Here is a 25,221-nt window from a genome sequence, read left to right on the forward strand (position 1 = left end):
CTACAACCGGCCGAACCCGAACAGCCCCTCCAGCGCATGCGTGCGCCGCTCGATCCGGGCCCGCAGCAGCTGCGCGCCGATCATCGAATAGGTGATGCCGTTGCCACCGTAGGCCATGGCGAAGTGCACCCGCGGGCCCCATTGTTCGTGCGGGCCGAAGAACGGCAGGCCATCAGCGGTCTCGGCGAAGGTGCCGCCCCAGGAGAACGCCGGCACCGGGTCCAGCCGTGGGAACCAGCGCAGCAGCTGCTTCATCAGCTGGTCGGCCTTGCTCTGAACGCGCCGGTCGCGGCGGGCGGGGATGTCGATGGCGTCGTCCAGCCCGCCGACCAGCAGGCGCTGGTCGCCGGTGGCGCGCAGGTACAGGTAGGGGCGTGCGCTTTCCCACACCATCGTGGTGCGCAGCCGGCCGAGCACGTCCGCATCGATGGGATCGGTGATGAAGGCGTAGCTGCTGCCGTTGCGTGCGACCCGTTGCTTGAGCCAGCGTTGGTTGGCATAGCCCATGGCCAGCACCACGTGGCGTGCGCGGATGGTGGCACCGGCTTCGGTACGGGCGGCCACCCCGCGCGCGGTAGCATCGAGGCTGTGCAGTACGGTGCGGTCATGCACATGGCCGCCGCGCCGACGCAGGCGCTGCAGTAGCGCATAGGTCAGCCGATACGGATCAACCCGGGCCGCCTGCCGGGTCAGCAGGGCGCCGCCGGCCTCAACGTCGAAACGTTCCCGCAGTGCCTCCGGGCCCAGCCAGCGGGCATCCAGGCCGATGCCGCGACGGGCATCGCCCTCGGCCATCAGGCGCGGCACGTCGCGATGGCGGCTGGCCAGGTACAGGCTGTCCATGCGCTGGAAATCCACATCCTTCAACCCGCGCGCCACGTCGCCCAGGGCCGGAATGGCCTCGGCACACGCACGGTAGGCAAGCGCGGCGGCGTCCTGGCCGTAGCGCTGGGCCAGTTCCAGCAGATGGGTATCGATCTCGTACTGCAGCAGCGCGGTGCTCGCGGCCGTGCTGCCCCAGCCGATGTCGCGCTGCTCGATCACCGCCACGTCGTGGCCATGCCGGGACAGTTCGTCGGCAATCAGCGCGCCGGTGATGCCGCCGCCGACCACCAGCACGTCGCAGCGCAGGTCCTGCTGCAGCGGCGGGAAGGCGTGGATCAGGCCATTGCGAACCGCCCACCACGGGTAGCCACTCTTCAGGTCCATGGGTCAGCCTGCCGGATTGATTTCATGCTCGTCCTCAGGCTGATCTGCAAGCAGTCGAGCAAACAGGTCGGGGAGGTCGCGCGCTACCGGGAGGGCGTACTGACGTTCCATGCCAATGAATGGAATCCGCACTACCGGCATTGCTGCGTCCAGTGTGTCGAATCCAAATCCCTCCCCGCCGCCGTCCGACGCGAACAGGAATATGCCCGGCGCGTATGATTCAACTTCATACTCACGATTGAAGTCGACCACCTCTTCCGCTTTCCAGAAGACAATGTAGTTGTCGCCAATAAATCCTTCGCCACCGTTGTGCGCCCTAAGGAATTCAAGGTAACTCTCGGGAAGTGCCACTCCCACGCGGGCTGACAGATCAGCAATGGCCGACATTTCAGCCGGGCCATTGAGCTGTCCCTCTGTCAGGTGATATTCCATGACTGCTCTTCCATGTCTCTCGGGGACTGGTTAAACCAGAAGTTTGCCTGCTGCTGATGAATGTCGCGATGGGGGATAACGTCATGGGCGGAGTCGGTTGGCGTCCACCATTGCCCGTAGATCAGGCCGTGGGCTGGCCGGTATGCGGGGTCTGGATCAGTTCGGACAGATCGAAGCCCTGCAGGCGCGCGGACGCCAGATAATGGTCCTGCACGGTGGCGTCCAGCTGCGGTTCGCGGGCCAGCAGCCACAGGTACTTGCGGTCCGGGCTGCCGACCAGCGCGACGCTGTAGTCCGGGGCGACCTGGATCACCCAGTAGTCGCCCTTGGCGAACGGCAGCCAGCGCAGGCCCTTGGGCAGGAAACTGACCTCCAGGCGCGCGCTGTCGTTGTCGATCGCGCAGGCCTCGCCGGTGGCCTCTTCGATCTCGCCGTCCATGCGGCAGCGGTTGGTGACACCGACGTTGCCGTTGTCGAGCAGGGTGTAGTGCGCCGACACGTCGGTGCAGCCTTCCGGTTCATGGCGCATTGGCAGGCGTGCGATCTCGTACCAGGTGCCCAGGTAGCGGGGCAGCTTGAGGTCGGCAACGGTCTTCAGCGGCGGGTGCTCGGTCATCGGCGGTCGTGGCAGGGGGGGCCTCCACGATGCCGATGGCCTTGCCATGGGCGGGTGAAGCCGGGGCGATGGCCGTGTCCAGAACGTTCCGTCGCTGCTGCGGCGTGCCCGTTGTCACCGGTGCGGCGGTATGCTGCCGCCAGCGCCGTGTTTTCCTGATCCAACCGAAGTGGAGGTGCCGATGTACCAGGTGATCCTGTTGAAGAGTGAATCCGCGTTCGCACGCGAACAGTGGCCGCAGGTCGATGATCTGGTCGACTACGAAGGCGTGTCCTACAGCCTGCGTGCCGGGCCGCGCCAGCCGCTGCCGACCGACCACGACTGGCATCCGGTGGCGGTGTACGCGCCCGATGAGATCACCGAGGAAGAGTTCCAGGACTGGTACGCGCTGCAGCAGCCGACCGTGGAAGAGCTGCGCCTGAAGTACTGATATTGCTGCGCGTCGCCCATCCGCCCTTTACCGCCTGTGCCGTATAGTCGCGCGCAGGCGCGGTGGTCCGCGCGAACCGGTGTGGCTGGCGTGTCTTCTTTCCTGCGATCGATCCGTGCACGGGGCCCCTGGTGGGTCCTGATGCTGTGCACCGCCCTCCTGCTGTCCGCGCCGGTGCTGGCACAGGATGAAGACCCCACGCCGAAGCAGCAGCTGGCGGATATCGATGCGAAGCTGAAGGAAGTCGACCGCAAGCGTGGTGATGCCGCGGCCATCGAAACATTGGCCATGCTGTCCGAGGACGCTTCGAAGGCCCGGCGTGACGCCGAGGCGCTGGAGAAGTCGCTGCAGCCGCAGCTGGACCGTCTCGACGAACAGCTGGCGCAGCTGGGCACGCCTGCCGAGGGCACCACCGAGCCGCCCGAACTGGCGGCGCAACGGCGCACGATCAACAAGCAGCGCGACGGCCTGGCCGCATCGGTGGCGCAGGCCAAGACCAGTGCCGTGCGTGCCCAGCAGCTGGCAGCCGACATCGACCAGCAGCGCACTGCGCAGCGCGCCGAAGACATGGGGAAGAAGGTCGCCTCGCCGTTGTCTCCGGCACTGTGGAGCAAGGTGGCCGAGCGCCTGCCCATCGATATCGCACGCGTCGCGCCGTTGGCCGAGCAGGGGCGCGATACGTTCGTTGCCGGCATCCGGGCCAATGGCTGGGGCACGCCGTTGCTGGGCCTGATCGCCGCGCTGGTGATGATGTTCCCGCTGCGGCTGTGGCTGCGCCGCTTGGGGCGGCAGTTCGCCGCGTCCGATCGTGCGCCTGATGGACGCCTGCGCCGTTCCGGCCTGGCCATGTGGTTGTTGCTGGTCGGCACGTTGCTGCCCGGCTATGCCGTGGTGGTGCTGATGGCGGCGCTGGACGCCATCGATGCCATCGCGCCGCGCCTGCAGGTGGTGGCCGACGGCCTGGAGACGGCCACCTTCCGCGCCGCCTTCATCGCTGCACTCAGCGCCTGCATGCTGGTGCCCAAGCGCCCGTCATGGCGGCTGTTGAACCTGGACGACACCGCCGCGCTGAAGCTGCGCAAGTACGCGTGGGGCGCGGCGGCGCTGGCCTGGCTGAGCACGGTGCTGATGGCCCTCGACCAGGCCACGCGCACCAGCGATGTCACCACGGTGGCGCTGGATGGCCTGATTGCCCTGACCTACCTGGGCCTGATCATGGCCATGCTGGTGACCCTGGCACGCCTGCATCGCCGGCAGACCGCCGAGGCCGAGGCCAAGCTGGAGGCACAGGCCGATGGCGTGGGCGCGGCCACGCCGGTGCGCCGCAGCAGCTGGCTGGTATTGGCACGCGTGGCGGGCAACGTCGCGGTGGTGGCCGCCATCGTCGCGACGTTGCTGGGCTACCTGAACTTCGCCAAGTTCGTGAACCAGCAGCTGATCGGCGGCAGCATCGTGGTGCTGGCAGCGACCCTGCTGTTCAAGTTCGTTGATGACCTGAGCACGTGGATGCTCAACGCGGACAGCAAGGTGGGCCAGACCATCCTGCTCAGCACCGGCCTGAGCGTGTCGCGCCTGGAGCAGGCCGGCGTGCTGCTGTCGGCGGCGCTGCGTACCGTGGTTGTGCTGCTCACGCTGCTTGCCCTGGTGGCACCGTTCGGCAACATCGGCGCAGTGGTGGATCGATTCACTTCTCTGTTCACGACCGGCTTCGATATCGGTGGTACCAAGCTGGCACCGGCAGGGATCGTGATGGCGGTACTGGCGCTGCTGGCCGGCCTGGCGATCACCCAGCTGGTGCAGCGCTGGCTGACCGACACCTACCTGCCCAAGACCGAACTGGATCTGGGCGCACGCAATTCGGTCAGCACCGTCGCCCGTTACGTCGGCATCATCATCGCGGTGATCTGGGCCCTGAGCGCGATGGGACTGCAGCTGAGCAAGCTGGCACTGCTGGTCAGCGCGCTGTCGGTGGGTATTGGTTTCGGCCTGCAGGTGATCACCCAGAACTTCGTCTCCGGCCTGATCCTGCTGGCCGAGCGCCCGGTGAAGATCGGTGACTGGGTGAAGCTGGGTGATCAGGAAGGCGACATCCGCCGCATCAGCCTGCGTTCGACCGAGATCCAGGTGGGCGACAAGTCGACGCTGATCGTGCCCAACTCCGAGCTGGTCACCAAGACCGTGCGCAACATGACGATGGGCAACAACCAGGGCCGCATCCAGATCCAGTTCGCGGTGCCGCCCAGCACCGATGTCGGCAACCTGCGGCAGGCGCTGCTGGATGCGTACACCGCGCACACCAACGTGCTGAATCAGCCGGCACCGACGGTCTACATCGACAGCATTGCCGGTGGCCAGATCACCATCAACAGCTTCGCGTACGTAGCCAGCCCGCGGCAGGTGTATGCGACCCGCAGCGATCTGTACTTCAGCCTGCTGCAGATCCTGGCCGAGCGGAACATTCCGCTGTCGACCCCGACCGACATCCACATCACCCGCGATCCGCAGGAGTAGGGGGTGTTCTGCAGGGCTGCGCCCTGCACCCGCCGAAGCAACGTCAACCGCAAGAGCAACAGCAAAAGCTGGCATTCCGAGGATTGGCGGGGTGGGTCCGGTTGCGGGAGACGCCGTAAACCCATCCTTGGGGGCTTGGCCGCGGCATCCATGCCGCGGACACTCCCGCAACCGGCCCCACCCCGCCTTCGACAGATTTCTGCGATCTGTTGGAATTGCTTTTGGGGTCAGATCCGTTTTCCGTAGGAAAACGGATCTGACCCCATTTTGATTTTCGATATCTGACAGATTGTGTCGACCAAGGTCGACACCTACCGACAGCCGCAGGAATCTGTCAGAGGTGGGGCGGTGTCGGAGTGCGGGGTGTCAGCCGCATGGATGCGGCTGCCAAGCCTCCAAGGACGGATTCACGGCGTCCCCGCACTCCGACACCGCCCCACCCAACCACGGAATGCACGCTGTTGCCGTTGCTGTTGCCCCGGCTTGTAGCGGGTGCAGGGCGCAGCCCTGCAAAGAACCCTACCCCCGCGGTCGGCTGCGCGAGGGCACCAGTGCGAACGTATCCACCGCCAGCTTCTCGGCGTGGTTCAACCACGCGCGGATCTCCAGATCGTCCACTTCGTGATCCAGCCCGAACGACACGTTGATCTTGCCGTCAGCATCGGGCTGCACCCACTGCTGGGCCAGCACCACCTTGCGCTGCGACGACACCGCTTCGATCCAGAAACCACGATCCGGGCGCGTACTCGCCACCAGCTGCAGCATGTACTGGCCGGCGCGGGTACGGCGGCCCTTCTGGGTGATCATGTGTGCCTGGCGCACGCTCGGGCGTGGGCCCTGGAAGGCGTCCAGCGGCGCATCCACGGCAATGCCGCCACGCAGGTCGTTGTCGCGGTACAGCTTGATGCCGTTGTCGCGGTTGACCAGCAGGGCGCACCAGTCACCGTCGGCCGAGCCGTCCTCGAACGCGGTGCAACGGTCGACATAGGCCAGGGTGTTGTCCGGGTTGGCATCATCGAACTGGCGTGAGGTGTTTTCCAGATACACGGACTTCAAACCCCAGTCCTTGTCGTACTCGAGCAGCACCGGTGGCTGCACGTGCTGCAAGCCGACCACCACCTGGTCGTCGCCGTCGATCTTCAGCTCGCGGGTCGGTTCACCCAGCCACAGTGAACGGGCGAAGGCCAGATACTGCGGGTAGTCGCGGCCACCGTCGCGGCGTGCGGCGACGCTGGCGCTCGGCGCGCGCTGGGTATCGATCAGCGAACGGCCAAAGCCCATCGTCTTCAGGTTCGGGTCCAGCAGGCTGAGCAGGGTCGCACCCGAATCCAGGGTGGTGCCGGCGTCGGCGCTGAGCTGCTGCGGGGCAATGCCATCGCCCAGGAACAGCAGCAGGTTCTCGCGTTTCTGCCGGGTCAGAATGTGGGTCAGATCGTTGGGCATCGCCAGGTGATCGGAGGCGATCACGATCAACGTGTCCTTGCCGTACGGGCTGGCCTGGATGCGCTGCACCAGCTGCGAGATCAGCCGGTCACTGCACTTGAGCGCGTTGAGCATGTTGATGTTGCCGTACTGGCTCTGGTAGCGCTCGCCCTTGCACGACACCGGCAGATGGCCGGCTGGGTGATGGGTATCCATGGTCAGCGTGGTCAGCATGAACGGCGAGCCGGCGCGCGAGAGCTGCTCGAAGCGCTGGTAGGCGGTGTCCAGCAGCACGTCGTCGTGCACGCCCCAGGCCGAGTAGTGGATGCGGCCGATCTTCTTCTGCTGCTTGAACCAGGCCAGGTCATGCACTTCATCGAAACCGTGGCTGGCCAGGAACTGGCCCTTGCCGGCGAACTGGCCGTTGGCACCGCCCAGATAGTGGTTGGTGTAGCCCTGCTGCTTCAGGTAGTCGCCCAGGCATACCGCCTTGGGCAGGAAGCTGCCCATGCGGTCCATGCTGTTCTCATCGCCCTGCGAGGTGGTCAACGGCACGCCGCACATCGACGACACCAGGCCGGCGATGGTCCAGCCGCTGCCTTCGGCCGAGGCCAGCCCGCGCACGTCCAGCGACTTTGTGGCCAGCCGGTTGAGATTGGGCATCAGGCCCGGGAACACGTTCTCATCCAGGTAGGTGCGCTCCAGGCTTTCGCCGTAGATCCAGACGATGTTGCGCGGGCGCTGCAGTGGCTGTGTCGGCACCTGGTACTCGGGGGCGATGCGCGCGAAGTCGACCGGGCGCAGCTGCTGGTAGAGGCGCTGGCCGTCGCGGGCCAGTGGGCTGATCATGATCGTGGCCACCCACACGGCCGCGAAACCGGCGAACAACGCGCCACCGTGGCCGGGCCGGCGCCAGCGCTTCACCCGCGTGGCGAACAGCGGCAGCAGCGAGACCAGCGCCAGCACGATGAAGCCGGCGATGTAGCCCTTGAAGTCGGAGACACCGGCGCCTTCCATGTCGGCGCCGAGGTGGTACAGGGTTGCAGCGTTGAGTCCATCACCGGACAGCTTGTCGATCAGCCACCATGCGCTGAGCATGAGCAGCAGCAGCGAGAATGCGCTGGCCTTCCACCACACCCACTTGTCGGACGCGAGGAACAGCCAGCACAGCAGCAACAACGACAACAACAGTATCCAGAGCATAGGCAGCTTCGGCAGTGACGGGATGTTGATGGACGTCGTACCGACGCGTGTCCATCCGACCGGCGCTGTCGCAAGCACATGCACATGACAGGCCGATGACTCGATAGTGCATGCACGAACCTGACTGAAATGTTTGTTGGAATGACGCGCGCGAAATCGCGCTCAGAAGGTAAAACGAGCGTGAAAGGCTACGTTGGATTGCATTAAAAACCGCATGAATACGGCGTTTTCGTTGATGCGCTAGCGATGCCCGCGTTCTTCGCGTGCCCGTGCGCGACGGTCGAACAGCAATGCACTGGTCACGATGCCAAGGCCGAGCACCACGCCGATGAACAACAGAATCAGCGCAATCAGCGGGTAGCCGAACAGATGCCAGCCGGTGTCGATCTTCATCATCATCGCGGCGGCCATGATCAACGCGGCGCTGATGATGCCGGCCGCGACGCGGTTGGCGATCTTCTGCAGGTTCTCCATCAACCGCGATTCTTCCAGGCCGGTCACCTTCATCTGCAGGCGGTTTTCGGCCAGCAGGGCCATGATGTCCGACAGCTTGCGCGGCCCATCGCGCAGCAGCTGCTGCAGCTCCATCGCCTCGCTGGCGAGGTTGGCGGCAGACAGCGATTTCTTCAGGCGTGCGCGCATCACGTGCTGCAGCTGGCGCTCGACGATGCGACGTGTTTCCAGCTCTGGTGCCAGCAGCCGGCACACGGTTTCCAGGTTGAGCAGTGCCTTGCCCAGCAGGCTCAGTTCCGGCGGCGTGCGCAGCCCGCAGGCGGTGGCGATGCGCACCATGTCCAGCACCACGCGGCCTTCGGAGAACGTGCCGCTGGCGGCGTAACGCGCGATCAACTGGCCGGTCTCGCGCAGATAACGTTCCTCGTCGAACGCCTCCAGCCGCGTGCTGATGCTGATCAGGTCGTCGGCCACTTCCTCGCCACGGCCGTCGACCGCGGCGAACAGGATCTTCAGCAAGCGCTCGCGCAGGCGCGGCGGCATGTGCGCGACCATGCCCAGGTCGAAGATCGCCAGCCGGCCATCGGGCATCACCCGCAGGTTGCCGGGGTGCGGGTCGGCGTGGATCTCGCCGTGCACGAAGATCTGGTCGAGGTAGCCGCGGATCAGCGCCGCCGCCAACGGGTCCATCGATTGTTCGGTGCGGCGCACATCGGGGATCGCATCCACGCGCACGCCGGTGGCCAGTTCCATGGTCAGCACGCGCTGGCTGCTGTAGTCCCACAGCGGCTGCGGTATCCACAGGCGGCGGAACGGCTTCAGGTGCCGGCCGAAGCGGGCCAGGTTCTCGGCCTCGGCGTGGTAGTCCAGCTCCTGCATCAGGGTCTTGGCGAACTCGTTGAGCCAATCCCGCAGGCGCACGCGGCGGCCCACCTGGGTCAGGTGGTCGGCGGCCAGCGCGAAGCTGCGCAGCGCCTCCAGGTCCGAGCGCAGCTGCGCGGCGACTTCAGGCTTCTGCACCTTCACTGCTACCTGGCGGCCATCGTGCAGCACCGCGCGGTGCACCTGCGCGATCGACGCGCAGCCCAGTGGCTCGGGATCGAACGCAGCGAACAGCTTGTTCACCGGGGCGCCCAGTTCCTGCTCGACGATGGCATGGATGCGCTCGACCGGAATCTCGGCCACCTTCTCCTGCATGCGCTCCAGCGCCGTGGCGAACTCCACCGGCACCATGTCCGGGCGGGTAGAGAGCATCTGGCCCAGCTTGACGAAGGTGGGCCCCAAGGCTTCCAGGTCACTGACGAACTGTTCCGGGTTGCCATCTGCCGGTACGTCGGCCGGATTGCCCGCGGCATCCAGGTTCATGCCGGAAAATACGCCTGAATGGCGGTAGCGCATCAACAGGCGCAGGATCTGGCTGCGCCGGTTCATGCCTTTGACCAGCGGGGGATTGCCATTGGCGGTGGGCGGATTGCTCAAGCGGAACTCCCATGCGGCAAAGACGGTCGTGCCGGCCGCTGGCCAGCAATGTCCGGATTCCGCAGTGTCGCCGGGGGGCGGTAGGCACGCGGTGAATCCGACCGCTTCCGCAGCCGCCCCGGTATCGGTCAGAATCCGCTCATTCCCTCTCTGGACTTCCCATGGCCGGTGCCAGCCTGTTCGCCCTGCTCGACGATATCGCCACCCTCCTCGACGATGTCTCGGTCCTGACCAAGGTCGCGGCGAAGAAAACCGCCGGTGTGCTGGGCGACGACCTGGCGCTGAACGCGCAGCAGGTGACCGGGGTCAACGCCAACCGCGAGCTGCCGGTGGTGTGGGCGGTGGCCAAGGGCTCGCTGGTCAACAAGGTGATCCTGGTACCGGCAGCACTGGCGATCAGCGCCCTGGAGGCCTGGCTGCACAGCCGCGGCTGGAACGTGCCGCTGATCGTGCCGCTGATGATGATCGGTGGTGCCTTCCTCTGTTTCGAAGGCGTGGAGAAGCTGGCGCACCGCTTCCTGCACTCAGCCGAGGACGACGCCGAGCATCAGGCCGAACGGCGCAAGGCGCTGGCCGATACGCAGGTGGACATGGTGGCGTGGGAGAAGGACAAGGTGAAGGGCGCGATCCGCACCGACTTCATCCTCTCGGCCGAGATCATCGTGCTGACCCTGGGCGTGGTGGCCACCGCGCCGTTCACCAACCAGGTGGTCACGCTGGCCGTGGTTGCATTGGCGATGACGGTGTTCGTCTATGGGCTGGTCGCGGGCATCGTGAAGCTTGATGACGTCGGCCTGTACCTGTCGCGCAAGGGCGGAGCCATTGCCGCTTTCGGTCGCGGTCTGGTGGCGTCGGCGCCGTGGCTGATGAAGTTCCTGTCGGTGGCTGGCACCATCGCCATGTTCCTGGTCGGCGGCGGCATCCTGGTGCACAACGTGCCGGCGCTGCACCACGCGGTGCAGGCGCTGGGCGGTGAAGGGCAGTGGGGCTGGCTGATCAGTGCTGCGGCCAACATGGTGGTCGGCATCATCGCCGGCGCCATCGTGCTGGCGGCGGTGACCGGGTTCCAGAAGCTGCGCGGGAAGTGATCTGTAGAGCCGAGCCCACGCTCGGCTGCTCTACGGCGCTGCGCGCCGCCGCCCGAGCATGGGCTCGGGCGCTACAGCGTCTGCACGCTGGATCATCAGCCCGCCTGCACCCGGTTCTTGCCTTGCCGCTTGGCCGCATACAGCGCGTCATCGGCGCGGCGCAGCAGGGTCTCGGTATCGTCACCGGGCTGCCATTGCGCCAGCCCGGCGCTGAAATGCACCGGCACCCGCCGGTCCTGCACGGTCAGCACGCGGTGCGCCAGTGAACGTTGCAGGCGCTGCACGGTGGCCATGCTGTCGGCGCCCTGGGTTTCCGGCAGTACCAGAACGAACTCGTCGCCGCCCAACCGTGCGATGCCGTCGGTGGCGCGCAGCAGCAGCTTGCACACGGCCACCAGGTGCTGCAGCAAAGCATCGCCACCCGCGTGACCGTGCGCCTCGTTGGTCAGGTGGAAATCATCCAGATCGATCACCGCCACGCCCAGCGGCGAGTTGTTGCGCATGGCACGCGCCAGCTCACGCTGCAGCAGTTCGTCCAGGCCGCGGCGGTTCAGTGCCTGGGTCAGCGGATCGATACGCGCCAGGTCACCAGCAGCACGCAGTTCCTGCTCCAGCTCGGCAATGCGCTGCTCTGCGCGTTCCACTTCCTGCCGCGCGCTGGCCAGATGATCGCGGGCCTGCGCGGCCTGCTGCTGCACCTTGCCGGTATCGCGCATCACCTCCTGCAGCAGCTGGTTGAGGTCGGCGATGCTGCGCGCCTCACGCAGCTGCAGCGCGTAGCTGCCGATGCGGTCGTGGTATTCACCGGTGCTGGTGGCCATGCCATCCATGCGCTCGATGAACTCGCCCATCAACCCGCGCATCGCCGCCTTCGAATCATCAATGCCCTGGCGCAGCAGTCCCTGCTTGTAGATCACTTCGCGCAGTTCGGCGCGGGTGCGCTCGACCGCTTCGGCTTCCAGCGGTCCGTCCAGCAACTGGCGCACCGCCGCGATCTGGCCCTGCAGCCAGCTGCGGTCGTCCAGCAGCTCGCTCACGTTCTCCAGCAACAGCGCGAACAGCTCCAGCAGCAGCGCCTGCTGCTCCTGCCAGCTTTCGGCGCGCACGCCAACCTGGTGGCCGAGTTCGCGCACGCCCTGTTCGATCGGCTCCAGTGCGGTACCCGGTTGCCACTGGCGGAGGCGCGTGGCCAGGGCCTGCGCCTGTTCGCGCAGATCCGGGTCGTGCTGCAGCAGGGCCACCACCGCACCGCCCAGCAGCAACCGCAGCTGCTCGGACAGGCGCAGGCTTTCCGGCTGACCGTCCGGCGAATGCTGCTCGATGGTGCGGATGTACTTGTCGATCAGCTGCCGCATCGCGCGCCCATAGCGCGGCCAATCGGCGCTGGCCTGCGCCGACTGCAGGCGGTCGCCCATGTCGCCCAGCTCGCCAGGCAGCGTGGCCATGCCGTTGGCGAACGCCGCCAGCAGCGGTTCCGGCGCGTCGGCGCCTGCGAACAGCTGCTGCAGGGCCACGCCACCGCCGCCCTGCAGCACCACGCGGTCGCCCAGCCCATCGTCCACCACCGCGCGCACGCGTGCCGGCGGCCCAAGGGCGGTACCGGGGGCAGGGCGGTGGTCGGGCTGGTCCGTCATGGAGCGAATCCTGGGGCTGGCAGGGGCAGGTTCCAGCATATCGGCGCGGCTGCCGATGGCTTGAACGGCTACGATGGGCGACAGGATGCCGCAGCGGAGGTGGTGATGCGCGTGATGTTGCTGGGGGCGACCGGCCTGGTCGGCGGGCTGACCCTGCCCAGGCTGCTGGTCGACCCGCGCTGCAGCGCCGTGGTGGCGCCCACCCGCCGCCCGTTGGGCGTAACCCACGGGAAGCTGGAGAACCCGGTGCTGGCCTTCGACGCGTTGCCCACCTCGCCCGAATGGGCGCGCGTAGACGCGGTCATCTGCGCGCTGGGCAGCACCATTGCCCAGGCCGGCAGCCGCGAGGCCTTCCATCGCATCGACCACGACTATCCGCTGGCGTTCGCCCGCTTGGCGAAGGCGCAGGGTGCGCAGACCTATGTGCTGAATTCCGCGGCTGGCGCCAACCCGCAGTCGTCGATCTTCTACAGCCGGGTGAAGGGCGAGCTGGAACGCGACCTTCGCGCGCTGGGCTTCAACTCGTTGACCCTGGTCCGCCCAGGGCTGATCGGGGGCGAGCGCAGCGAGGTCCGCCGCGGTGAGCGCCTCGCATTGAAGGTGCTGGGCGTGCTGGGGCCGGTGCTGCCGCGGGCGTGGCGGATCAATCCGGCCGCTGAAATTGCCAAAGCGCTGGTCGAGGCCGCGTTGACCCCGCAGCCGGGCGAGCACGTGGTGGCATCGAGCGCACTGGTCGGCTGATGTCACGTGCGCTGCGCCTGACCCAGTTGCTGCAGCTGCTGCGCCGTCATCGACGTCCGGTGGCGGGGCAGGCGCTGGCCGACGCGCTGGGCATCAGCTTGCGCACGCTGTACCGCGATATCGAGACCCTGCGCGAGCAGGGCGCTGACCTGCGTGGCGAGGCCGGCGTCGGCTACCTGCTGGCACCGAGCGATACCTTGCCTCCCATGACCCTGCCACCGGCCGAGATCGATGCGCTGGTGCTGGGCCTGCGCTGGGTTGCGGCCCGTACCGAACCCGCGTTGGCCGAAGCCGCACGCGATGCCCTGGCGCGTATCGCGCATGTGTTGCCCGCAGCGCGGCGCGAGGCCTTGCGTGACAGTGGCCTGCGGGTGGGCCCTTCGCGTGCGGCGGCCAAGGTTCCCCCAGCTCGTCTGCAGGCCGTGCGAGAGGCTGTCGGTTCACAGCAGCGCCTGAAGTTCGGCTACGAGGACGCGCAGGGCCAGCGTACCGAGCGCACCGTCTGGCCGTTCGCGCTGGGCTACTTCGATGAAGTGCCGATGCTGGCGGCGTGGTGTGAGCGCCGCGAGGATTTCCGTCATTTCCGGCTGGACCGCATCCGCCAGGTGCGTGTGCTGGAGGATCACTACCTCGTGCCACGCGCCACCCTGCTGCGGCGGTGGCAGAAGGCACAGGGCATCGCACCGGACTGGTTGGACCGCTCATAACCACAGCAACAGCGGGAAGCGGGCGGCGGGGTAGAGTCGACTGTTAGTCGACTATCGCGCGCAGCGCGGGGTTTCAAGCGCGTTGAAGGAAGAGCAGTCGACTAACAGTCGACTCTACCGACAGACGACTCTACCGACAGTCGAATATGCTGACAGAATCTGTCAGCAGGCCCATACCACCATGAACGCTCCCAACAACGGAGCTTCCCCATGTTCACGCCCAGCACCCTGCTGCAGTACGTGCGCGACGTCGCCGCCAGCGCCACCTTCTACAGCGGCATCCTCGGCAAACCGCCGGTCGAGCAGTCTCCTGGCTTCGCCCTGTTCCTGCTAGGCGATGGCGCCGCACTCGGCCTGTGGCAGCGCGACGATGTGCAACCACCGGTGTCCACGCAGGCCGGTGCCGCAGAACTGGCGATGGTGGTCGCCAACCCCGACGCCGTGCAGCAGATGCACGATGCGTGGCGCGCCCTCGGCGTGCAGATCCTGCAGGCGCCGGTGACACTGGAGTTCGGCCACACTTTCGTTGGAGCAGATCCTGACGGCCACCGCCTGCGTGTCTACAGCCGCGCCGAGGGCTTGGTCGCGCGCGATTGATCGCCCGCATTGTGTAGATCCACGCCATGCGTGGATGGAGCGCGACGGAGCAGGCACAAAAAACGCCGGGCTGCGCCCGGCGTTTTCCCAGTTCATGTGCCAACCAACGGTTGGCACCCACCGGTCAGGTGGCCGATCAGCTGGCCAGCGCCAGATCGTCCATCATCGCGCGCAGGAAGCGGGCGGCTTCACCACCCGTAGCCGCGCGGTGGTCGAAGGTGACCGACAACGGGATCACCTTGTGCGCTTCCACGCCGCCCATCACCGGGGTCATCTGGTGGCGGGCACGGCCGGCACCGACGATGGCCACGCACGGCGGTACCACGACCGGGGTCGCATAGCGGCCGGCGAACATGCCGAAGTTGGACAGCGAGATGGTGTAGCCGCTCAGTTCCGAGGCAGCGATCGAACGCGATTCCACCTGCTCGCGCAGGCGGTTGACGCCCTCGCGGATGCCGCGTGCGTCGAGCATGTCGGCATTGCGCAGGGCCGGCACGAACAGGCCGTCGTCGGTGTCCACCGCGATGCCGATGTCCACCTGCGCGTGCAGGGTGCGGGTCAGCGCTTCACCGTCGAACCAGGCGTTCATCGCCGGCACCTTCTGCGCGGCGACCACGATCGAACGCACCAGGCGCGCGGTGACGTCGTTGCCCGGCAGCCAGGCGTGGATGTCGGCGTCGTCGTTCAGCGTGGTCGGCACGACCTTGCTGTGTGCATCGGCCATCACGCGGGCCATGTTGCGGCGCACGCCCTTCAGCGGTTCAGGCTGGCCCTTGGCGACCACGCCCGGCGGCTGGGTGCGCATCGGCTTGCCGGCGGCAGACAGCGGGGTGCGGGCTTCGCTCTGCACCGGGGCAGACACCTGCGCCGGGGCCGGCGCTGCATACGCCGCGGCAGCGACCGGTGCCGGAGCGGCGCCAAGCTTGGCGGTGCCGTTGGCGGCGGCCTGCTTGACGTCGGCCATCGTCACCGCGCCATCGGTGCCGGTAGCGGCCACGCGGCTCAGGTCCACGCCCAGCTTGCGCGCCATCGCACGCACGGCCGGCACGGCCTTGACGCCACCGACGGCCAGCGCCTGCTCCGCGTGCACGGCATTGGAGCTCTGCATCGCGCCGACCACGGTACCGGCGTCATCACGCTCGGCCGCGGCGGGCTTGGCTTCTTCCACCGCGACCGGTGCGGCAGCGGCCGGCAGCGGCGGCGGCGTCGGTGCAGCGGCAGGTGCGGCGTGACCATGGCTGTGGCCGGTGTCCTGGCCATCGGCACGCTGCGGCAGGTTCGGGTCCAGTTCGAAGCTGGCCAGCACCGAGCCGGTCGGGATGATGTCGCCGGCGCCGCCGGACAGCTTCAGCACCTTGCCGGAGAACGGCGAGGGCACTTCCACCACGGCCTTGGCGGTCTCCATCGAGACCAGCGGCTCGTCCAGCTTGATCACATCGCCTTCCTTGACGAACCACTCGACGATGGTCGCGTCCGGCAGGCCTTCGCCCAGGTCGGGCAGGTTGAAGTTCTTGGTCTGGCTCATTTGCAGTTCTCTTCCAGCAGTTCCAGTTCGCGGGCCGGCAGCCAGCCCGTCGCGCCATTGGCGCGCTCGGACCACCACCACCCACCGTGTTCGTGATGAAGCTTCACCATCTCGCCGCTTTCCACATCCAGCTCGCGGGCGTCGTAGTCGCACAGGGCTTCGGCGCGACCCTCGTCCAGCAGCTGCAACCAGGCGATGGGCGCCCATCCAGCGCGCCCATCGTTGGTGCGTACCCAGGCAAACGCCGGCCATTCCTCGTCACGGACACCTACTTCGACGATCTGGCCGGTGTGGAACCGGAGCGGATTGGGATACTGGCTGCGGTAAGCCCCCAGAAGGCGGGCCCGCATGTCAGCCGGCCGCCACCGCGCGCTTGGCTGCAGCCACGATCCGCTCAACGCTCGGCAGGTACTTCATTTCCAGGCGGAACAGCGGAATGTGGGTGTCGTAGCCAGTAACGCGTTCGACCGGCGCCAGCAGGTCGTAGATCGATTCCTCGGCCAGGCGCGCGGCGATCTCGGCGCCGAAGCCCGCGGTCTTCGGGGCCTCCTGCACGATCACGCAGCGGCCGGTCTTGGCCACCGACTCGGCGATGGTGGCGAAGTCCAGCGGACGCAGCGTGGCCACGTCGATGACTTCGGCACTGATGCCTTCGCCGGCCAGCTTGTCGGCCGCTTCCAGCGCTTCCTTCACCTGTGCGCCCCAGGTCACCAGGGTCACGTCGGTGCCGTCGCGCAGCACGAAGCAGACGTCCAGCGGCAAGGCTTCGCCGTCATTGACGACCACTTCCTTGTACTGGCGGTAGATGCGCTTGGGCTCCATGTAGATCACCGGATCCGGTTCGCGGATCGCGGCCAGCAGCAGGCCGTAGGCACGCTGCGGCGACGACGGCAGCACCACGCGCAGGCCCGGCACGTTGGTGAAGATCGCCTCGTTGGCTTCGCTGTGGTGTTCCGGCGCGCGGATGCCACCGCCCCACGGCACGCGCAGCACCATCGGGCAGTGCAGGCGACCACGGGTGCGGTAACGCAGGCGTGCGGCGTGGCAGACGATGTGGTCGACCATCGGATACATGAAGCCGTCGAACTGGGCTTCTGCCACCGGCTTCATGCCCTGCGCGGCCAGGCCAATGGTCAGGCCGGCGATGGTGGTTTCATCCAGCGGGGTGTCGAGGATGCGTTCGGAGCCGAAGCGCTGCTGCAGGCCGGCGGTGGCGCGGAACACGCCGCCGTTGACGCCCACGTCCTCGCCCAGCACCAGCACCGACGGGTCGTGCTCCAGCTCCCAGGCCAGCGCCTGGGTGATGGCTTCGATGAGGGTGATCGGCGTGGTGGTCATGCTCTCTTCTCCGCGCGCGACAGCAGCGCTGTCGGCGGCGTTGGTGTGCGCGCCGGGCGCGCCGTTCTTGATCTCATCCATGGCGCTTCTCCAGGGCGATCGCCTGGGCACGCTGGGCCAGCAGGTCCGGCGGCGGATCTGCATACAGGAAGTCGAACATCGCCTCGACCGGCTGCACCGGCGTGTTGAGGTACAGGTTCACTTCCTCGTCCACGCGCGTGCCGCACTCGGCAACCCAGGCGGTTTCCTCTTCTTCGCTCCACACACCGGCGTTGATCAGGTACTTGCGCAGGCGCAGCATCGGCTCGCGCTGCCAGGCATCCTTCACCTCGGCGTCGTCGCGGTAGCGGCGCGCGTCATCGGCGGTGGTGTGGTCGGACAGGCGGTAGGTCATCAGTTCCAGCACGGTGCCACCGTCGCCGGCCAGTGCACGCTCGCGTGCCTGCTCCATCGCCGCCAGCACCGCGATCAGGTCGTTGCCGTCCACCTGCAGGCAATGCAGGCCGCCGGCCAGGCCCTTCTGCGCCAGCGTTTCGGCACCGGTCTGGGCCGAACGCGGGACCGAGATGGCCCAACCGTTGTTGACGATGCACAGGATCAGCGGCAGCTTGTAGGCGCCGGCCGAATTCAGTGCCGCGTAGAAGTCGGTCTTGGAGCTGCCGCCGTCGCCGCACACGGCCACCGCGATCTGCGGTTCCTTGTTGAGCTTGAACTTCAGCGCGGCACCTGCGGCGTGCAGGCACTGGGTGGAGATCGGCACGCAGAACGGGAAGTCCTTGGCCGCGTTGCCGCCGTAATCGTTGCCGCGCTCGTCGCCGCCCCAGTACATCAGCACGTCGTGCGGGCGCACGCCACGCATGAACATCGCGCCATACTCGCGGTACGAAGGTGCGAACACGTCGTCCTTCTGCATCGCAGCACCGATGCCCACGTGCGCAGCCTCGTGGCCCAGGCAGGCGGCATAGGTGCCGAGCTTGCCGGTGCGCTGCAGCGCGATGGATTTGCTGTCGAACGTACGTACGAACAGCATCTGCTTGAACAGCGGTACCAGGACCTTGGGGTCGCGCAGCGACGCGGGCAGGTCGTCGCGGACGAGCGTGCCGTCCGTATCCAGGTACTGCAGGTATTCGATCTTGAATTCAGCGGCAACCGTCATTGCGTACTGCACCTTCGACAGAGAAGTTACAAATGATATGAATCGCCATGTTAAGGAACGCGTACGGAATAGCCTTCCTGCGCCGCAACACGGCGATTCCCCGTTTTACCCCTGCCGGCGGGTGGGGGGCCAATAACAACAACGTATTCAGTCGTTGCTGCAAAGCATCAGAATACGCCTCTGGCTGACCGCCAGTACAACGGCCTGGACGGTTCCACGCGCAGGCCCGGGATCGGCCGATGCTCCACGGCCAACCGCACGCCCGGGTATGGGCCCGGCGGCTGCCAGCGCGGCGGCAACGCGCTACCCTTGCCGCCCCCGATCTGGTCCCGCCCATGTCCGTCGACAACAACCAACGCGATCTCGAAGCCGGCATCCACACCGACCTGCAGGGGCGCCTGACCTACGGCGGCTACCTGCGGCTGGACCAGCTGCTCAGCGCGCAGCAGCCGCTGTCCAACCCGCCGCACCATGACGAGATGCTCTTCATCATCCAGCACCAGACCTCGGAGCTGTGGCTGAAGCTGCTGGGCCATGAGCTGCGCGCCGCAATCGGCTTCCTGCAGCGCGATGAAGTCTGGCAGTGCCGCAAGGTGCTGGCGCGCAGCAAGCAGGTGCTGCGCCAGCTGACCGAGCAGTGGTCGGTGCTGGAAACGCTGACCCCGTCCGAGTACATGGGCTTCCGCGACGTGCTGGGCCCGTCGTCGGGTTTCCAGTCGCTGCAGTACCGCTACATCGAGTTCCTGCTGGGCAACAAGAACGCGCAGATGCTGCAGGTGTTCGAGCACGATGCGGCCGGACAGGCGCAGCTGCGCACCGTGCTGGAGGCGCCCAGCCTGTACGAGGAGTTCCTGAAGTACCTGGCCCGCTTCGGCCACGCCGTACCGGCCGTGTATGAAAACCACGACTGGACCCAGCCACATGTGGCCGACGACGCACTGCAGCCGGTCTTCGAACGCATCTACCAGGACACCGACCGCTACTGGCGCGAGTACGCGCTGTGCGAGGACCTGGTGGACCTGGAGACCGCCTTCCAGCTATGGCGATTCCGACACATGCGCACCGTGATGCGGGTGATCGGCTTCAAGCGCGGCACCGGCGGCTCGTCCGGGGTGGGCTTCCTGGCCAAGGCGCTGGAACTGACCTTCTTCCCCGAGCTGTTCCAGGTGCGCACCAGCCTGCAGGCCGGGCCCCCGTCAGCGCAGGGCTGATCCGTATTCAGCTTGGATCCCGGCCACTGGCTGGATCGTTTCAGATGCAAGTTCAGCGAGCAGGCTGGCACCTGCCTCAAACGGCGTGTATTTGACGTGAACGCCAGAAGTCGGTGATCCTCGCGCGTTGCTCCAACTGCACAGCGGACGTGCTCGTCATCCACCGAACCAGGAAACCCGCATGAGCGTAAACGCCACTGCGAACACCCCAGAGCCGGCGCTGCCGGACTTCAAGACCACGCTGGGCCACCCGCGCCCGTTGTGGATGCTGTTCATGACCGAGTTCTGGGAGCGCTTTGCGTTCTATGGCATCCGCTGGGCCTTGGTGCTGTACATCGTTGCCCAGTTCTACAACGGCAGCGCTGCCGGTGAAGGCGACGCCAGCCGCATCTACGGGGCCTACCTGGCCCTGGTGTATGCCGCAGCCATCTTCGGTGGCTACGTGGCTGACCGGGTACTGGGCTATCAGCGATCGATCCTGACCGGCGCGATCATCATGGCCGCCGGCCTGTTCATGATCTCGCTGCCGCAGGAGCACATCTTCAAGCTCGGCCTGGCCACGATCATCGTCGGCAATGGCCTGTTCAAGCCGAACATCTCGACCATGGTCGGCAAGCTGTACGGCCTGAAGGACGAGCGCCGCGATTCGGGCTTCACCATCTTCTACATGGGCATCAACATTGGCGCGATGATCGCCCCGGTGCTGACCGAGTACCTGGCCCGCAAGGTCTTCGGTACCGATGCCATGCCGTCCTACAAGGTCGTGTTCATCGCTTCGGGCGTGGGCATGCTGATCTCGCTGGTGTGGTTCTACATCGGTCGCGCCGGCCTGAAGGGCATCGGTGCACCGCCGGCCGGCGCTGAAGGCTTCGGCCGCATCATCATGGTGCTGGCCGGTGCCGTGGTCGCCATCCCGGTCGCGTACTTCCTGCTGGCCACCGGCGCCACCGCGCTGGCCTGGATCCTGGGTGCGATGTTCACCGCGCTGGCCATCCTGCTGCTGGTCGAGGGCATCCGCGAGGGCAAGGTGCAGCGCGACCGCGTGATCGCCATGCTGATCATCTTCGCCTTCAACGTGATGTTCTGGATGTTCTTCGAACAGGCCGGCAGCTCGTTTACCTTCCTGGCCGAGAACATCGTCAACCGCCAGTTCGGTGAATGGACGTTCCCGACCGCGTGGTTCCAGTCGGTCAACTCGGTGGCCATCATCACCCTGGCCCCGATCATCGCCTGGATCTGGGTGGCCATGGGCCGCGCCAATCCGTCCATCCCGCGCAAGTTCGGCCTGGGCCTGCTGTTCAATGGCGCCGCCTTCGCCCTGCTGATGTACGCGCTGTCGCAGATGGTCGTGGACGGCAAGATCCCGTTCTGGACCCTGTTCATGGTCTACGTCATCCAGTCCGTGGGTGAGCTGTGCCTGTCGCCGATCGGCCTGTCGATGGTGACCAAGCTGGCCCCGGTGCGCCTGGTCGGCTTCGGCATGGGTGGCTGGTTCCTGTCCACCGGCATCGGAAACAACCTGTCGGGCATCTTCGCCGGCGTGGTCAGTGGTGAAGGCGGCATGACGGTCGAGTCGGCCCTGAAGGGGTATACCTTCGGGTTCTGGGCCCTGATCGGCTCCGGCGTGGTGCTGTTCCTGATCGCCCCGCTGATCAACAAGCTGATGCACGGCGTCAAGTAACGATGAGAGGGTAGAAGGCATGCGCATGAAGCTCGGTGGAGCAGTGGTGGTGGTCTGTGCGGCGCTGATCGGCGCCTGTTCCCAACCGCAACCGCCTGCCGCCGCCGAGCCCACGCAGCCGCTGGATACCCGACCCACCGAGCCACCGGTCGCTGACCCCAGCGAACCGGTGGCCTCGGGCAACACCCCGGTGGCGGCGGATATTGCCGCCATCGCCGGGCTCGGCGCGCAGTTCGACCCGGCCCGCAACCCCGCCGACGATCTGGCCACCGCCAAGGTGGAAGCCCAGCGCGGCAAGAAGCGCATCCTGCTCGAGGTCGGCAACGCCGCCTGCGATCGCTGCCGGGCGCTGGACGAAGTGGTGGAAGGCAACGGCGACCTGCGCCGCTTCCGCGATGCCCACTACGTGTGGGTGAAGGTCAACGCCAGCGACGAACAACCCAACGCCGCCTTCTTCGCCCACTACCCGGTGATGGAGCGCGACTACCCGTACCTGCTGGTGCTCGACGCCGATGGCGGCCTGCTGGTATCGCAGGCGACGGGTGAACTGCGCAAGGGCGAAACCTTCCAGCCCGCGCGCGTGACCGCGTTCCTCAAGCAGTGGGCACCTGACAAACCGGAATAGGGTAGTGCCGGTTGCTGGCCGGCATGCTCGGCAGGTGCCGACCGTTGGTCGGCACTGATGTCGGGTCGCATCCACGCATGGCGTGGATCTACTGTGGTTGCGGTCACATTCCCGAAATCGGCATCTCAATATCGCAACGCGCTCGCCGTTACCGGCAAGGACCTCAGTCGACACCCGTCGATGCAACCTACCGGAACGCCCATGCACAGCGACCACGCCGAACGACTGCCCGAACCTGCCAGTACTCTGGCCGAAGGCGAAGCAGGCGAGGGTGTGACCCTGCCGCCGCAGGAGGCGCTGCTGGATGACGCCGGTACCGGCGAGGACAGTGTTGAACTGGCCCCGCCGCGCCATCGCCTGCCGCAGATCGCGCTGCCCGACAACGTGGTGCTGAAGGGGGCGGTGCAGAAACTGGTTGAGCAGAAATCAAGGCTCGATGCATTGGCCGTCGACGGCCAGCTGGCCGGGTTGCTGCCGCCGGAATGGCAGGGCCATGGCGTGCGTGCGATCGAACTGTCCACCTTCATCCAGGGCGTGCTGCCGTTCCTGCAGCCAGGCGAGCGTGGCGAAACCGCGCCCGCGCGCCTGCCAGTGCGCCATGTGCTGGGGGACGACAGCCGTTGGGGCCTGGACGATGTGTCCGAACCGAAATCGCTGGCCTGGTACCTGGCTAGCGACGAACGCGCCGCCGCCGGCAGCAAGGACGTGGCCGAGGCCTATCTGGTGGGTGCACTCGGCCTAGCGTGGATGCAGGAAGGGCGCAGCCGCCCCGGTTTCCTGCGCGCGATGGGCCAGGACAGCCTGGCGGCACGGGTGACCATGCTCGGCTATCCGCCGGCCAACGAACTGGCGCTGTACAGCGTCACCGCGCACGGCCAGTCGCAGATCTGGTGCGTGCACGGTCGCCGTCGCATGCGTCCGTTGGTAGCGCCGTGGCTGAGCGTGCCGGTGCTGACCGCCTACGGCGTGCCGGCCCCGGTGGCGTGGCCGTCCAGCTTCCCGCCGGTGGAGGCCGTGGCCGAGCTGCTGGCCACCGCACGGCAGGGGCGCGCGCTGCCGGAAGTAGATCTGGCCAAGGCCGTGGCGAAGATCGCCGAAGATGCCGCATCCGATGCTTGGCAGCCGGTCAGCCTGCTGCAGCTCAACACCTGGTCGCCGCGCTGGCATTTCTTCCTGGGCACCTTCGTCGGCCTGCCGTCGCTGCTGCTTGTAGCTGCCGCGCTGGCGCTGCCGGGGGCGGTCGAAGCGGCCACGGTTGCCGCCTCGCTCGGCTTCGCCGGCGGTGCCATTGCCGCACTGGCGGTGCCGTGGATCCATGCGCGCCGCAAGCATCTGAGCTGAAATAAGGGGACGGAGGGGATTAAGCCGTAATCAGCCCTCGTGTGCCTGAAACGGCTTAATCCCCTCCGTCCCCTTTTGCTTTCAGACCCCTTCGCCCATCCGCTCCAGGCCGTCACCGGCCAGGCGCAGGATCAGCTTTTCCAGCAGCTGCTCCTCCTCCTCGCTCAGCACCGACATCAGCTTGCGGGTGATCTCGATCACCATCGGCGCGATGGTCTCGTAGACCTCGAAGCCGGCTGCGGACAGCGCCAGCACCGAGCGGCGGCGGTCGTCGCCGTGGGTCTCGCGCTTGATGAAGCCGCGCTCCAGCAGGCGGGCCACGGCGCGGCTGACCGCCACCTTGTCCATCGCCGTGCGGTCGGAGACCTCGCTGGCCGAGGAGCCCGGGTACAGCGCCAGGATGGTGATGACCCGCCATTCGGGAATCGCCAGACCGTAACGATCACCGTACAGCTTGGCGATGTTGCCGCTGACCCGGTTGGACAGCACGCTCAGCCGGTACGGCAGGAACTGTTCCAGGTCGAGCAGGACGTGCGAGGCACGCAGGCGGGTCGAGGCGGGATCGGCGGGGCTCATGTTGCGGTGCACCTTGCTGGTGGTTTCAAGTGTAACTATAAGGGGTAGGTCCAGACCCTGCATTCTCGCCGGGTCCCTACCTGCCCGCACCTGGTTTGTACCGATGCGGTACCGATTCGGAGCCACGCCATGAATACCGCAGTCCCGACCGCCTCGCACCCCAACCCCGGCATGCAGGTCACCACCTTCGAGAACCCGATGGGCATCGACGGCTTCGAGTTCGTCGAATTCGCCGCCCCGGCCGGCCGTGGCCAGGAGCTGCACGAGTACTTCCGGAAGATGGGCTTCAGCGCGGTGCTCAAGCACAAGCAGCGTTCGATTACCGTCTATCGTCAGGGCGACGTCAACTTCCTGGTCAATGAAGACCCCGATTCGTTCGCCGCCGACTTCGCCGAGAAGCACGGTCCGTGCGCCTGCGGCTTCGCCATCCGCTTCAAGAAGCCGGGCCAGGAGGTCTACCAGACCGCGCTGGGCAACGGCGCCGAAGCCATCGCCTTCAAGCCGGACAGCAAGGCGGTCAGCGCGCCGGTCATCAAGGGCATCGGCGACTGCATGCTGTACCTGGTCGACCGCTATGGCAGCGCCGGCAGCATCTACGATGGCGACTACGAGCCGATCGCAGGGGCCGACCTGCACCCGGTCGGCTTCGGCCTGACCTTCATCGACCACCTTACCCACAACCTGTACTTCGGCAACATGCAGCAGTGGTCGGATTACTACGAGCGCCTGTTCAACTTCCGCGAGATCCGCTACTTCGACATCAAGGGCCTGAAGACCGGCCTGGTGTCCAAGGCGATGACCGCGCCCGATGGCATCGTGCGCATTCCGCTGAACGAATCTTCGGACCCGAAGAGCCAGATCAACGAGTACCTGGACGCGTACAAGGGCGAGGGCATCCAGCACATCGCCTGCTTCACCGAGAACATCTACGAGACCGTCGAAGCAATGCGCGCGCAGGGCGTGGACTTCCTGGATACGCCGGAGACCTACTTCGAGGTGATCGACCAGCGCGTGCCGAACCACGGTGAAGACGTGCCGCGCCTGGCCAAGAACAAGATCCTGATCGATGCCGATCCGGAAACCCACCAGCGCAAGCTGCTGCAGATCTTCACCCAGAACTGCGTCGGCCCGATCTTCTTCGAGATCATCCAGCGCAAGGGCAACGAAGGCTTCGGCGAAGGCAACTTCACCGCGCTGTTCGAGAGCATCGAACGCGACCAGATCCGCCGCGGCGTGCTGTAAGGTC

The 25,221-nt window shown here is 66.6% G+C and carries 22 protein-coding genes; 11 read left to right on the top strand and 11 right to left on the bottom strand.

Going from position 1 to position 25,221, the window contains the following annotated elements:
- The 3 genes from AC5P8D_RS12155 to AC5P8D_RS12165 form a co-directional block, all read right to left on the bottom strand.
- A complete protein-coding gene (locus AC5P8D_RS12155) occupies nt 1–1,209 on the bottom strand; it encodes an NAD(P)/FAD-dependent oxidoreductase (RefSeq protein ID WP_495203361.1) in 1,209 nt (402 codons plus the stop codon).
- A gap of 3 nt (nt 1,210–1,212) precedes the next feature.
- Nucleotides 1,213–1,641, bottom strand: coding sequence for an SMI1/KNR4 family protein (locus AC5P8D_RS12160; RefSeq protein ID WP_019336293.1), 429 nt, complete (start codon nt 1,639–1,641; stop codon nt 1,213–1,215).
- 121 nt (nt 1,642–1,762) lie between these two features.
- A complete protein-coding gene (locus AC5P8D_RS12165; protein WP_019336294.1) occupies nt 1,763–2,257 on the bottom strand; it encodes a lipocalin family protein in 495 nt (164 codons plus the stop codon).
- A 181-nt stretch (nt 2,258–2,438) separates the two neighbouring features.
- Here AC5P8D_RS12165 and AC5P8D_RS12170 point away from each other — a divergent pair, with 181 nt between their 5' ends.
- Together AC5P8D_RS12170 and AC5P8D_RS12175 are read left to right on the top strand one after the other, a co-directional pair.
- Nucleotides 2,439–2,687 (top strand): hypothetical protein, encoded by a 249-nt coding sequence (locus tag AC5P8D_RS12170; RefSeq protein WP_006474562.1) that lies wholly within the window; start codon nt 2,439–2,441, stop codon nt 2,685–2,687.
- 141 nt (nt 2,688–2,828) lie between these two features.
- Nucleotides 2,829–5,198 carry a DUF3772 domain-containing protein gene (locus AC5P8D_RS12175; protein ID WP_495203362.1) on the top strand — a complete coding sequence of 790 codons (2,370 nt, stop codon included), beginning with the start codon at nt 2,829–2,831 and terminating at the stop codon, nt 5,196–5,198.
- 519 nt (nt 5,199–5,717) lie between these two features.
- Here the strand turns inward: AC5P8D_RS12175 and AC5P8D_RS12180 are convergent.
- On the bottom strand, nt 5,718–7,823 hold the full coding sequence (locus tag AC5P8D_RS12180) for a phosphoglycerol transferase I (protein ID WP_260363725.1): 2,106 nt from the start codon (nt 7,821–7,823) through the stop codon (nt 5,718–5,720).
- A 240-nt stretch (nt 7,824–8,063) separates the two neighbouring features.
- Nucleotides 8,064–9,707: an ABC1 kinase family protein gene (locus AC5P8D_RS12185; protein WP_224329419.1), complete on the bottom strand. Its 1,644-nt coding sequence runs from the start codon at nt 9,705–9,707 to the stop codon at nt 8,064–8,066.
- A gap of 209 nt (nt 9,708–9,916) precedes the next feature.
- On the opposite strand from AC5P8D_RS12185, the gene AC5P8D_RS12190 reads away from it, so the two are divergent.
- Complete coding sequence (locus AC5P8D_RS12190; protein ID WP_043399421.1) at nt 9,917–10,843, top strand: DUF808 domain-containing protein; 927 nt, start codon at nt 9,917–9,919, stop codon at nt 10,841–10,843.
- 95 nt (nt 10,844–10,938) lie between these two features.
- Here the strand turns inward: AC5P8D_RS12190 and AC5P8D_RS12195 are convergent, their stop codons facing one another.
- Nucleotides 10,939–12,477 (bottom strand): GGDEF domain-containing protein, encoded by a 1,539-nt coding sequence (locus AC5P8D_RS12195; protein WP_049453972.1) that lies wholly within the window; start codon nt 12,475–12,477, stop codon nt 10,939–10,941.
- A gap of 105 nt (nt 12,478–12,582) precedes the next feature.
- On the opposite strand from AC5P8D_RS12195, the gene AC5P8D_RS12200 reads away from it, so the two are divergent.
- From AC5P8D_RS12200 to AC5P8D_RS12210, 3 genes are all read left to right on the top strand, one after another.
- Nucleotides 12,583–13,218: a Rossmann-fold NAD(P)-binding domain-containing protein gene (locus AC5P8D_RS12200; RefSeq protein ID WP_495203363.1), complete on the top strand. Its 636-nt coding sequence runs from the start codon at nt 12,583–12,585 to the stop codon at nt 13,216–13,218.
- Nucleotides 13,218–13,925 (top strand): helix-turn-helix transcriptional regulator, encoded by a 708-nt coding sequence (locus AC5P8D_RS12205; protein ID WP_495203364.1) that lies wholly within the window; start codon nt 13,218–13,220, stop codon nt 13,923–13,925. Before AC5P8D_RS12200 ends, AC5P8D_RS12205 begins: the two co-directional genes overlap by 1 nt.
- 210 nt (nt 13,926–14,135) lie before the next feature.
- Nucleotides 14,136–14,522: a VOC family protein gene (locus tag AC5P8D_RS12210; protein WP_049453966.1), complete on the top strand. Its 387-nt coding sequence runs from the start codon at nt 14,136–14,138 to the stop codon at nt 14,520–14,522.
- Nucleotides 14,523–14,658: 136 nt separating this feature from the next.
- Here the strand turns inward: AC5P8D_RS12210 and AC5P8D_RS12215 are convergent, their stop codons facing one another.
- From AC5P8D_RS12215 to pdhA, 4 genes are read right to left on the bottom strand one after another with little or no spacing between them, the layout of a single operon-like run.
- Nucleotides 14,659–16,047, bottom strand: coding sequence for a dihydrolipoamide acetyltransferase family protein (locus tag AC5P8D_RS12215; protein WP_495203365.1), 1,389 nt, complete (start codon nt 16,045–16,047; stop codon nt 14,659–14,661).
- Complete coding sequence (locus tag AC5P8D_RS12220; protein WP_005411349.1) at nt 16,044–16,397, bottom strand: SH3 domain-containing protein; 354 nt, start codon at nt 16,395–16,397, stop codon at nt 16,044–16,046. The genes AC5P8D_RS12215 and AC5P8D_RS12220 overlap by 4 nt, the downstream gene beginning before the upstream one ends.
- A gap of 1 nt (nt 16,398) precedes the next feature.
- Nucleotides 16,399–17,466 (bottom strand): alpha-ketoacid dehydrogenase subunit beta, encoded by a 1,068-nt coding sequence (locus tag AC5P8D_RS12225; protein ID WP_019338598.1) that lies wholly within the window; start codon nt 17,464–17,466, stop codon nt 16,399–16,401.
- Nucleotides 17,459–18,541 carry a pyruvate dehydrogenase (acetyl-transferring) E1 component subunit alpha gene (pdhA, locus tag AC5P8D_RS12230; RefSeq protein ID WP_049401686.1) on the bottom strand — a complete coding sequence of 361 codons (1,083 nt, stop codon included), beginning with the start codon at nt 18,539–18,541 and terminating at the stop codon, nt 17,459–17,461. The genes AC5P8D_RS12225 and pdhA overlap by 8 nt, the downstream gene beginning before the upstream one ends.
- 335 nt (nt 18,542–18,876) lie before the next feature.
- Here pdhA and AC5P8D_RS12235 point away from each other — a divergent pair, with 335 nt between their 5' ends.
- The 4 genes from AC5P8D_RS12235 to AC5P8D_RS12250 all read left to right on the top strand — a co-directional run bounded on the left by AC5P8D_RS12235 (nt 18,877) and on the right by AC5P8D_RS12250 (nt 23,399).
- The gene (locus AC5P8D_RS12235; protein ID WP_019338596.1) at nt 18,877–19,752 is read left to right on the top strand and encodes a tryptophan 2,3-dioxygenase; all 876 of its coding nucleotides are present in this window, start codon (nt 18,877–18,879) and stop codon (nt 19,750–19,752) included.
- A gap of 181 nt (nt 19,753–19,933) precedes the next feature.
- The gene (locus tag AC5P8D_RS12240; protein ID WP_043399407.1) at nt 19,934–21,433 is read left to right on the top strand and encodes a peptide MFS transporter; all 1,500 of its coding nucleotides are present in this window, start codon (nt 19,934–19,936) and stop codon (nt 21,431–21,433) included.
- Between the two features lie 19 nt (nt 21,434–21,452).
- On the top strand, nt 21,453–22,058 hold the full coding sequence (locus AC5P8D_RS12245) for a thioredoxin family protein (RefSeq protein ID WP_159360662.1): 606 nt from the start codon (nt 21,453–21,455) through the stop codon (nt 22,056–22,058).
- 201 nt (nt 22,059–22,259) lie between these two features.
- Nucleotides 22,260–23,399, top strand: coding sequence for a hypothetical protein (locus AC5P8D_RS12250; protein ID WP_495203366.1), 1,140 nt, complete (start codon nt 22,260–22,262; stop codon nt 23,397–23,399).
- An 81-nt stretch (nt 23,400–23,480) separates the two neighbouring features.
- Here AC5P8D_RS12250 and AC5P8D_RS12255 read toward each other — a convergent pair whose 3' ends face one another.
- The gene (locus AC5P8D_RS12255) at nt 23,481–23,975 is read right to left on the bottom strand and encodes a MarR family winged helix-turn-helix transcriptional regulator (protein WP_010482680.1); all 495 of its coding nucleotides are present in this window, start codon (nt 23,973–23,975) and stop codon (nt 23,481–23,483) included.
- Nucleotides 23,976–24,104: 129 nt separating this feature from the next.
- Between AC5P8D_RS12255 and hppD the strand changes: the two genes are divergently transcribed.
- Nucleotides 24,105–25,217, top strand: a complete 1,113-nt coding sequence (gene hppD, locus AC5P8D_RS12260) for a 4-hydroxyphenylpyruvate dioxygenase (protein WP_495203367.1) — start codon at nt 24,105–24,107, stop codon at nt 25,215–25,217.
- Nucleotides 25,218–25,221 lie beyond the last annotated feature (4 nt).

It is taken from the genome of Stenotrophomonas sp. YJH_SMC_101-4 (assembly GCF_059370395.1).